The 9,539-nt window shown below is 66.8% G+C and carries 11 protein-coding genes and 1 pseudogene; 2 read left to right on the top strand and 10 right to left on the bottom strand.

Annotation, left to right across the window (positions count from 1 at the left end; translation table 11 throughout):
- The 5 genes from VDP82_RS09245 to pcaD all read right to left on the bottom strand — a co-directional run.
- The coding region (locus tag VDP82_RS09245) for a 3-carboxy-cis,cis-muconate cycloisomerase (RefSeq protein WP_323014558.1) at window positions 1-992 on the bottom strand (992 nt) is incomplete at its 3' end.
- Window positions 992-1,612, bottom strand: a complete 621-nt coding sequence (gene pcaG, locus VDP82_RS09240) for a protocatechuate 3,4-dioxygenase subunit alpha (protein WP_323014557.1) — start codon at window positions 1,610-1,612, stop codon at window positions 992-994. The genes pcaG and VDP82_RS09245, both read right to left, overlap by 1 nt.
- Window positions 1,612-2,358: a protocatechuate 3,4-dioxygenase subunit beta gene (gene pcaH, locus VDP82_RS09235; RefSeq protein WP_323014556.1), complete on the bottom strand. Its 747-nt coding sequence runs from the start codon at window positions 2,356-2,358 to the stop codon at window positions 1,612-1,614. Before pcaH ends, pcaG begins: the two co-directional genes overlap by 1 nt.
- A complete protein-coding gene (pcaC, locus tag VDP82_RS09230) occupies window positions 2,355-2,744 on the bottom strand; it encodes a 4-carboxymuconolactone decarboxylase (RefSeq protein WP_323014555.1) in 390 nt (129 codons plus the stop codon). Before pcaC ends, pcaH begins: the two co-directional genes overlap by 4 nt.
- Window positions 2,737-3,528: a 3-oxoadipate enol-lactonase gene (gene pcaD / locus VDP82_RS09225; RefSeq protein WP_323014554.1), complete on the bottom strand. Its 792-nt coding sequence runs from the start codon at window positions 3,526-3,528 to the stop codon at window positions 2,737-2,739. Before pcaD ends, pcaC begins: the two co-directional genes overlap by 8 nt.
- Window positions 3,529-3,692: 164 nt before the next feature.
- Here pcaD and pcaQ point away from each other — a divergent pair, with 164 nt between their 5' ends.
- A complete protein-coding gene (pcaQ, locus tag VDP82_RS09220; protein ID WP_323014560.1) occupies window positions 3,693-4,604 on the top strand; it encodes a pca operon transcription factor PcaQ in 912 nt (303 codons plus the stop codon).
- Window positions 4,605-4,731: 127 nt separating this feature from the next.
- Here the strand turns inward: pcaQ and VDP82_RS09215 are convergent, their stop codons facing one another.
- A complete protein-coding gene (locus VDP82_RS09215) occupies window positions 4,732-5,574 on the bottom strand; it encodes a helix-turn-helix domain-containing protein (protein WP_323014553.1) in 843 nt (280 codons plus the stop codon).
- 86 nt (window positions 5,575-5,660) lie between these two features.
- On the opposite strand from VDP82_RS09215, the gene pobA reads away from it, so the two are divergent.
- On the top strand, window positions 5,661-6,815 hold the full coding sequence (pobA, locus tag VDP82_RS09210; protein ID WP_323014552.1) for a 4-hydroxybenzoate 3-monooxygenase: 1,155 nt from the start codon (window positions 5,661-5,663) through the stop codon (window positions 6,813-6,815).
- Between the two features lie 162 nt (window positions 6,816-6,977).
- Here pobA and VDP82_RS09205 read toward each other — a convergent pair whose 3' ends face one another.
- The 4 genes and pseudogenes from VDP82_RS09205 to VDP82_RS09190 form a co-directional block, all read right to left on the bottom strand.
- A complete protein-coding gene (locus VDP82_RS09205) occupies window positions 6,978-7,688 on the bottom strand; it encodes an ABC transporter ATP-binding protein (RefSeq protein WP_323014551.1) in 711 nt (236 codons plus the stop codon).
- The gene (locus tag VDP82_RS09200) at window positions 7,669-8,430 is read right to left on the bottom strand and encodes an ABC transporter ATP-binding protein (RefSeq protein WP_323014550.1); all 762 of its coding nucleotides are present in this window, start codon (window positions 8,428-8,430) and stop codon (window positions 7,669-7,671) included. Before VDP82_RS09200 ends, VDP82_RS09205 begins: the two co-directional genes overlap by 20 nt.
- Window positions 8,427-9,356 (bottom strand): branched-chain amino acid ABC transporter permease, encoded by a 930-nt coding sequence (locus VDP82_RS09195; protein ID WP_323014559.1) that lies wholly within the window; start codon window positions 9,354-9,356, stop codon window positions 8,427-8,429. Before VDP82_RS09195 ends, VDP82_RS09200 begins: the two co-directional genes overlap by 4 nt.
- Before the next feature lie 56 nt (window positions 9,357-9,412).
- Window positions 9,413-9,539: pseudogene (locus tag VDP82_RS09190) on the bottom strand (branched-chain amino acid ABC transporter permease); the annotation flags it as partial.

Genomic DNA, 9,539 nt, shown 5'->3' with positions numbered 1-9,539 from the left:
AGACTGGCGCCGGTGGCTTCGAGCATGGGCGGCAGGGTGAGCCATTCCAGCGTCCAGGCGGCGCCGGAGCGCTCATATTCATGCACCATGGCCTGCTGCAAAATGCCGGACAGCCCGGCATTGTAGCGCGAGAGCGCCACCAGCGCCTCGGCATTGACCGGGTTGGACTTGTGCGCCATGGCCGAGGAGCCGCCGCCGCCCGAAAGCCGCGCCGCCGCCACCTCGTTCTGGGTCAGAAGCGCGATATCCATGCCCAGCTTGCCCAGCGTGCCGGTGATGAGCGCGAGGAGGTTCCCCAGCCCCGCAATGGGGTCGCGCTCCGTATGCCAGGGGGCGGCGACGCCGAGATCGAGCCGGCGCGCCAGGCTGGCGGCGAGGGCTTCGCCATGGCCCGCAAAGCTCGTGCGATCCCCCACCGGCCCGCCCAATTGCACGACGAGCAGGCTCGGGCGCATCGCCGCCAGCGCCCGCAAATGCCGTTGCAGCGGCGCGCGCCAGCTCGAGAACTTGGCGCCCCAATGGGTGGGAAGCGCCACCTGCATGCGCGTATGGGCCATGAGGGGGTCTGCGCCGAACTCTGCGTCCAGCGCGTCCAGCTGGGTAAAGAGCGCGGCGAGGCGGGTGTCGTAGATGTCGAAAATGCCGGCAAGCTGCACCATCAGCGCCGTATCGACGATATCCTGGCTGGTGGCGCCCTTGTGCAAAGCCGCCCGGTGCGGCTCGGGCAGCGCCTCGCGCCATTGCCGCACCAGAGCCGGCACCACGACGCCGTCGCGCGCCATGCCGGCGGCCAGATCGGCCCGGTCTGGCGTGAAATTGACTGCCGACAGCGCAATGGCCTGTGCCGCCTCGGGGTCGATCCAGCCGCAATCGGCGCCGGCCTCGGCCAGCGCCACCTCCACCGCCAGCATCGCCTTGAGCTGGGCGGCGTCGGAAAGAGCGGCGGCGATGTCGGCGTCCCCGCACAGGGAGGCGAGCAGGGAACTGGCCATCAGAAGTCGAAGAACACGGTTTCTCCCTCGCCCTGAAGGATGATGTCGAGCGTGTAGCGCGGCACCTCCCCCTCCTCGCGGCGGGCGATCAGGGTCTGGCGGCGGCGGGCGTCAAGAATCTTGTTGAGCACGAAATCGGTCGCATTGGCCTCGGCCTCGTCGGCGAAATAGAGCCGGGTTTGCAGGCCGATATTGATGCCGCGCGCCACGATCCATAGCGAAACATGGGGCGCCATCGGCTTGCCGTCGGGGCCTTGCACCGGGCCGGGCTTGATGGTTTCGAAGATGAAAGTGCCATCGCTGCCGGTAGGCTGGCGGCCCCAGCCGGTAAAGGCAGGGGCTGAATTGGAATTGGGGCCCATGGGGGCGCTGAAGGCCCCGGTCGCATCGGCCTGCCAGATTTCCAGCACCGCATCATTGACCGGCGCGCCCGAGCCGTCCAGCACCCGCCCGGTGATGGTGATGCGCTCGCCCCTGGTGTCGGGCGTGAGCATGGAAGCGCCCGGATCGGCGTCGTAGACCCCGGTGATGCCGCAGAAATTGGGCGTCAGGCCGATATGGACATAGGGGCCGGCGGTCTGGGAAGGGGATTCCTTGAGGATGGGCGTGGGGTGCAGCATCAGTTCCCCTCCGGTCTGTTTTCAAACATGGTCGAGCGGCGGCCGCGCAAAACGATATCGAAGCGATAGGCCAGCGCGTCCATGGGCGTAGTATTGTGCCGGTCGAGCCGCGCGATCAACTGGTCGATCGCGGCCTTGTCTGCAATGGTGCCGACAATGGGGCATTGCCAGATCATCGGGTCGCCCTCGAAATACATCTGGGTGATGAGCCGCTGGGCGAAGGCATGGCCGAACACCGAGAAATGGATGTGGGCGGGCCGCCAGTCATTGCCGCCATTGGGCCAGGGATAGGCCCCCGGCTTGATGGTGCGGAAGGAGTAAAAGCCGTTCTCGTCGGTCACGGCGCGTCCGAAGCCGCCGAAATTGGGATCGAGCGCGGCCAGATACCCTTCCTTCTTGTGGCGGTAGCGCCCGCCGGCATTGGCCTGCCAGAATTCCACCAAGGTATTGGGCACCGGTCGGGCATTCTCGTCCAGCACCTGGCCATAAACGATCATGCGCTGGCCGATGGCCTCGGTGCCGTCCTGGCTGAAATTGCGGATGAGGTCGTTGTCCAGCGCCCCCAGTTTTTCATGCCCGAATGTGGGGCCGCTCATCTCCGACTGGGTGGGGCCCAGGGCGAGCAGGCTGTGGCGCGGAGCGCGGAAGGTGGTGCTTTTGTAGCCCGGCGTATTGGCCGCCGGATGCCAGGCGCGGTCGCGCTGGAAGAGAACCCCGTCGGCCCCCGGAAGAATGATGCCGCTCATTGCGCTGCCTCCTGACGCTTTTCCAGTTGTTCGCGGGCGATCCTGAACGCCCGGTTGGCCGCCGGCACGCCGGCATAGACCGCCACATGCAACAGCGCCTCCTTGATGTCTTCGGGGCTGGCCCCGGTATTGGCGGTGGCGCGCACATGCATGGCCAGTTCCTCGTCATGCCCCAGGGCGGCGAGCAGGGCCAGGGTGATCATCGAGCGCTCGCGCCGGCTGATCCCCGGACGCGACCACACCGATCCCCAGGCGCCTTCGGTGATGAAGCTCTGGAAGTCATGATCGAATTCGGACATGCGGGCGGTGGCGCCATCGACATGAGTGTCGCCCAGAACCGCGCGGCGCGTGGCTATGCCGCGATCGTAAAGGCTTGCGTCAGCCATGGCCGACCTCCGTGAGAAAATCCGTCATCAGGGCGGCCAGCGCCTCGGGCTGTTCGATGCCCGGAATATGGCCGGCCCCGGCAAGGGCGGTGAAGCGCGCGCCGGGAATGGCCCCGGCCAGCGCGTGAACATCGGCAAGCGGGATGGCTCGGTCTTCCTCGCCCGCCACCACCAGGGTCGGGGCGGCGATGGCGCCGATCCGGGTGGTGAGATCGGTATCGCGCAAGGTGGCGCAGGTGGCGATATAGCCGGCCGGATCGGTGCGCAGGAAGAGGTTCTTCCACCCGGCCAGATCGTCGGCGCGGTTGTGGCGGAAGCCGGGGCTGAACCAGCGTTCCATCACCGCATCGGCAATGGCGCCGGGGCCGCCGGCCCGCACCGCCTCGATGCGTGCGGCCCAGCCGGCGGCGTCCCCGAAGCGCGGCGCGGCGGCGCACAGCACCAGCGCCGCCACCCGCTCGGGATGGCGCAGCGCAAAACCCTGGGCGATAAGCCCGCCCACCGACACCCCGCACAGGGCCGGCCGGGTCATGCCGACATGATCGAGCAGGCCGGCAAGATCGTCGAGATGACCGTCCAGCCCATAGGCGCCGGCGGGGCTGTCGCTCAGCCCATGACCGCGCTTGTCATAGCTCAGGATGTGGTAATGCCCGCCCAGAAGCGCGATGACATCGTCCCAGATGCGCGCATCGGTGCCCAGCGAATTGATGAAAACCAGTTCCGGTGCGCCGGCCCTGCCGGCGAGCCGATATGAAAGCAGCACGCCGTTGACGCGGGTGAACAATCCATCTCTCCTCTTCGCGCCGATTTAAGGGGCTGGCCGCCCGCAAGTAAAATGATTACTAAGGGAGACGTCATAACCTGTAGCTTATCGTAAGGCGCCCTGAGTGCCGATTTCGGCGCAAGCAGGGGCCAGCCGCATAACCGGAGGGGCAGATGGCCACACGCATTATCGATCCCAGGATCAAGCTGCGCCATATCGCGTGCTTTCTGGAAGTGGCGCGGCTGCGCAGCATGGTCAAGGCCGCCGAGGCGCTCAATATCAGCCAGCCCGCCGCCTCGAAAACCGTGCAGGAACTGGAGGAATTCCTGGGCGAGGCGCTGTTCGACCGCAGCCGGCGCCGGCTTTCCCTCACCCCGTTCGGGGAAGTGTTCTACCGCTATGCCTCGACCAGCATCGCCGCGCTGCGCCAGGGGATCGACGCCGCCCAGGGAAGCCATGAAGCGCCCTTGCTCAAGATCGGCGCGCTGCCCACGGTTTCGGCGCGCATCCTGCCCGAAGCGGTGCGGCTGTTCGTGGCCGAGGAAACCGGCGTGCGCTGCCGTATCATCACCGGCCCCAACGAGCATCTGCTCACCCTGTTGCGCACCGGCGACGTCGACCTCGTCATCGGGCGCATGGCCGAGCCCGCCGCCATGCTGGGGCTGGGCTTCGAGCATCTGTATTCGGAACGCGTGGTGATTACCGTGCGGCCCGGCCATCCGCTGGCGGGGCGTCCCGATTTCAATCTGGGCATGATCGCGCCCTACCAGATGCTGATGCCGACCCCGGATTCGGTGATCCGCGCCTCGGTGGACCGCATGCTGCTGGCCCATGGCATCACGGGACTGCGCGACGAGATCGAAACTGTCTCCAACGCCTTCGGCCGCTCCTATGTGCGCCAGAGCGACGCCATCTGGATCATTTCCGAAGGCGTGGTGGTGCGCGATGTGGAAGAGGGGCAATTGGCGCTGCTGCCGTTCGATACCAGCGAAACCCTGGGCCCGGTGGGGTTTACCACCCGCGCCGATACGGTGCCCGGTCTGGCCGCCACCAGCCTGATGCAGGCGGTGCGGCAGGCGGCGGCGCGGGAGCGTTGAGGAGAAGCGCGGGGCGGCATGGTGTTTAGATCATTTCAGCGTTTCTATTAAACGGTGAAATGATCTAAGCTTTTGTTTTATCGCGTTTCCGAACCGCAAAACCGTTTCCACTTTTGCTGGAAACGCTCTAACCGGGATATTGCGCCCCGCCCTCCCGCCGGAAGGCGCTGGGGGAGCGGCCGAGCATGCGCGTGGCGAAACGGGAGAAATAGGCGGGGTCGTCATAGCCCAGATGGCTGCCGATCTGCTTGATCGACAGGGTTGAAAACAGCAGCATGCGGCGCGCTTCCAGCGCCAGGCGCCGCTCGATCACGCCCAGCGCCGAGGTGCCCAGAACCTGGCGGCTGATGCGGTTGAGATGGGTCTGGGTGATGCCCAGCGCGCCGGCATAATCGGCCAGGCGCCGGGTCTGGCGGAACTGGCTGTCCACGAGCAGGCGAAAGGCCTGGGCGTGGCGATAGGCCCGGCCGGACGCGGCGTCGGGGCCGGGCGCCTCGCCGCTGGCGCGATGCAGGGCGACCAGCAGCAGGGTGAGATGGGCCGTCATGGCCGCCTCATGGGCGGGGCCGGGCCGGTCGGCCTCCGCGATCAGCCGCGAAAGCGCCGCCTCGACGCCGGCAAGATCGCCGGTGAGCAGGCCCGCCTGCGGCAGCGCCGGCCCGCGCGCGGCCAGATCGCGCTCGAGCAGGGTGACGACGATGCCCTGCACATCGGAAGAGAAGGCGTAGCCGTGAACGATCAGCGCCGGCACCACCACCAGGCTGGGCGCCTCCAGAGAGTGGCGGATGCCCTCGATCCAGACGTCGCCATGGCCCCCGGTCAGATGCAGCACCTGCACGAACTGGTCGTGCCGGTGTGGCGCGATGCGATAATCATGCAGGCGGCTGCGCGCCTGGATGGTTTCCCAATGCAGCCAGTCCTGCCGGCTCTGCCGCTCGCCGTAAAGCGCGTAGGTGGGGACGGATTTCATGTTCGGATAATGCAAGCAATTGCGCGCCCTGTCCATTCACCCAAACGGCCGAAACGGCGATGCTCGGATCAAACGGAGAGAGGTGTATGCGCACGCAAATTGTCATTGTGGGGGCGGGGCCGGCCGGGTTGATGCTGGGGCGGCTGCTCGAACAGGCGGGGGTGGAGAGCGTCATCCTCGAGCGGCGCAGCCCCGACTATGTGCTCGGCCGTATCCGCGCCGGCGTGCTCGAACAGGGCAGCGTCGACCTGCTCGATCGCGCCGGGGCCGGCGCCCGCATGCATGCCGAGGGGCTGGTGCATGAGGGCGTGGGGCTGAGCTTTGACGGCGACCGCCACCGCATCGATTTTTCCGCCCTGATCGGAAGGCAGGTCATGGTCTATGGCCAGACCGAGGTGACGCGCGACCTGATGGCGGCGCGCCAGGCGCCCAGTATTTACGAGGCGGAGAATGTCGAGCTGCACGATGTCGATGGCGCGCCCTGGGTGAGTTATGTCAAGGACGGGGTGAGCCAGCGCATCGACTGCGATTTCATCGCCGGCTGCGACGGCTTTCACGGCCCCAGTCGCGCCAGCCTGCCGGAGGGGGCGCTGAGCCTTTTCGAGCGCGTCTATCCCTTCGGCTGGCTGGGCATTTTGGTCGACCGGCCGCCGGTGGAGCACGAGCTGATCTATGCCCATCACGCGCGCGGCTTCGCGCTGTGCTCGCAGCGTTCGCCCAGCCGCAGCCGCTATTATATCCAGGTGCCAGAGGGCGAGCGGGCGGCGGACTGGTCCGATACCCGCTTCTGGGACGAATTGCGCCAAAGGCTCGACCCGGCCACTGCCGAGGCCCTGCCCACCGGCCCCTCCATCGAAAAATCCATTGCGCCCTTGCGCAGTTTCGTCGCCGAGCCGCTGCGCTTCGGAAAACTGTTCCTGGCCGGCGACGCCGCCCATATCGTGCCGCCCACCGGGGCCAAGGGGCTGAACCTGGCCATGTCCGACGTGGCGCTGCTGGCCGATGCGTTGATCGAATTTTACGGCGAAAAATCCACGGCCGGGATCGACGCCTATTCGGCCCATGCCCTGGCGCGCATCTGGAAGGCCGAGCGCTTCAGCTGGTGGATGACCAGCCTGTTCCACACCTTCCCCGAAACCGGTCCGTTCGGCCGGCGCATCCAGCGGGCGGAATTCGACTATCTGGTGGGATCGGTGGCGGCTCAGCAGAGCCTTGCGGAAAATTATACGGGGCTGCGGTAGGGGGAAGGACGACGGCAGCCGATAAAACCACGCAGTCATTCCGGCGCAGACCGGAATCCACGCTGAAGGCTCTCCCCTTACATCAGAGTGTGGGGGGTGGTATGCGGACATGGATTCCGGCCTGCGCCGGAATGACATTGTGGGTGGGGCAAAATTGAGCAGCTAGTGCCCCACGCCCAGAAGGCGGTTGACGGTTTCGGGGGTGGCGGCCAGTTCAGCTGGCGTGCCCCACCAGGCGGCGCGGCCGCGTTCGAGGATCAGCACGGTTTCGGCGAAGTCGAGCGCCGCCTTGAGGCGTTGCTCGACCAGCACGATGGTCATGGCACGGGTCTGGGCCAGGCTGGTGAAAGCCGCCATCAATTCCTCGCAGATGACCGGGGCCAGCCCTTCCAGCGGCTCGTCGAGCAGCAACAGGCTGGGCTGGCCGAGAATGGCGCGCGCCGTGGTCAGCATCTGCTGCTCGCCGCCCGAAAGCTTGCCGCCGGGATTGTTGCGGCGCTCCCTGAGGCGGGGAAAGAGCGCATAGGCCTCCTCGATGGCGCTGCGCGGGCGGGTCTTGAGGCCGATAAACAGGTTTTCCTCGACCGTGAGGGATTTGAAGATGGCACGGTGCTGGGGTACATAGCCCAGGCCGGCGCGGGCGCGCTCGGAGCCTTCGAGGCGCGTCAGCTCGGCGCCATCGAGTTTTGCCGAACCGCCCAGATAACGGGTCTGGCCGGCCAGGGTCGCCAATAGCGTGGTCTTGCCCATGCCGTTGCGCCCGAGCACCGCCAGCCGCCCGCCGGCGGGAACGGAGAAGCTGATATCCTCCAGGATGCGGGTGGGGCCATAGCCGGCGCAAAGGCCGGACACCTCAAGCGCCGTCGCGGCCATCGGCATAGCTCCCCAGATAGGCTTCGCGCACCTTCGGATCGGCCGCCACCGCCTCCGGCGTGCCATCGAAAATCACCGCGCCGGCGGCCAGGACGATGACGCGCTGGGCGAAGCGGAAGACGAAATCCATGTCATGCTCGATCATCAGCACTGCCAGCTCGGGCGGCAGGCGCTCCAGCGCCTTTTCGATCAGCACCGTATCGGTGCTGGGCACGCCCGCCGCCGGCTCGTCCAGCAGCAGCACGCGCGGGCGCAGCGCCAGCACCAGCGCGATCTCCAAAAGCCGCTGCTGGCCATAGGCGATGTCGCTGACCCGCGTATGGGCGATGGGGGTGAGATGGAGCAGATCCAGCACCGAGCCGATCTCGTCCATCACCTCGTCCATGCCGCGATAATCGGCAAAAACCTGTGCGGATCGTCCAAGCCTTTGCAGCACGGCCAGGGCGACATGTTCCTCGGGCGTCATTTCGGGAAAGAGCCGCGTCACCTGGAAGCTGCGCACGAGCCCGGCATGAACGCGCCGCGTCGGCGAGGCGCGGGTGAGGTCGACGCCGCCGATATGGACCGAGCCGGCATCGGGCTTCAAATGCCCGGTCACCAGATTGACGAAAGTGGTCTTGCCGGCGCCATTGGGGCCGATCAGGGCGACGCGATTGCCCGGCTCCAGCGTCAGCGAGACATTGTCGGTGACGGCGAGGCCGCCGAAATTCTTCCTGAGGTTTTTAACGGCGAGCAGGCTCATTTGCGCGCCCTCCGCCACCAGTCTTGCAACGTGCCGGTGAGGCCCTTGGGCGCGAACAGCACCACCGCCACCAGGAGCGCCCCGACAATGGTGAGCCAGTGGAAGGGATTGATGGAGGAAACGCGATCCTCGAACCAGACGAAGACGATGGTGCCCACCATGGCCCCGAACAGGTTGCCGGTGCCGCCCAGAACCAGCATCACCATGGCCTCGGCCGAGAGGGTGAAGGAGAGGCTGTCGAGCCCCACCACCTTGGTGGAGATGGCCGAAAGCGCGCCGCCCAGCCCGGCCACGGCGCCGGCGATGGCATACATCCTGACCAGCGAGGCATAGACCGGCGCGCCCATGGATCGCACCCGCACCTTGTCCTGCCTGATGCCGCGGCAGAGCATGCCGAAAGGCGAGCGCACCACCATGCGCAGCACGAGGAAGGTGGCGATCAGCAGCACCACGGCCAGGACATAGGCGGTGCGGCCCCACAAATCGAAGCGGAACAGCCCGAAGAGCGGGCTGGGGGCGATGCCGGAGAGCCCGTCGCTGCCCCCGGTCCAGGCCGAGAGCTTGTTGGCCGCCTCATGGGCCAGTTGCACCACGGCGATGGACAGCACGAGCTGGCTCAGCCCCTGGCCGCGCAGGATGACGAGGCTGGAAACCGTGCCCGCGATACTGCCCGCCAGCGCGCCGATAACGAGCATCAGCAAGGGATCGGTGATGCCGAACTTGGCGGCGGCGATGCCGGCGGCATAGGCGCCTGCGCCGAACACGGCGGCATGGCCCAGCGTGGCCACCCCGGCATAGCCGGTGACCAGATCGAGCGAGAGCACCAAAAGCATGATGGCGACGATGCGGGTGAGCAGCGCCAGGCTTTGCGGGAAGAGGAAGAAGAACAGCGTCGCCACCGCGGCAATGACCAGCACCGCGATCATGTCGGTGCGGGCGCTGCGCTGCCAGAGGCCTGGGCGGGTGGAAGAGATGACATCCCTCATGGCGCGCGCCCCAGAAGGCCATTGGGGAAGATGCTGACGATGGCGATGACGGCCAGATAGAAGAAGAATTCGCCGAATTCGGGCATGAGATAGCGCCCGGTGGTTTCGACGGCGCCGAGCAGC

The sequence above is a fragment of the Devosia sp. genome, from assembly GCF_034675085.1.
Classification (GTDB): Bacteria; Pseudomonadota; Alphaproteobacteria; order Rhizobiales; family Devosiaceae; genus Devosia.
The sequence above is the reverse complement of the archived record's forward strand: the minus strand, read 5'-3'. Positions and strand labels throughout refer to the sequence as shown.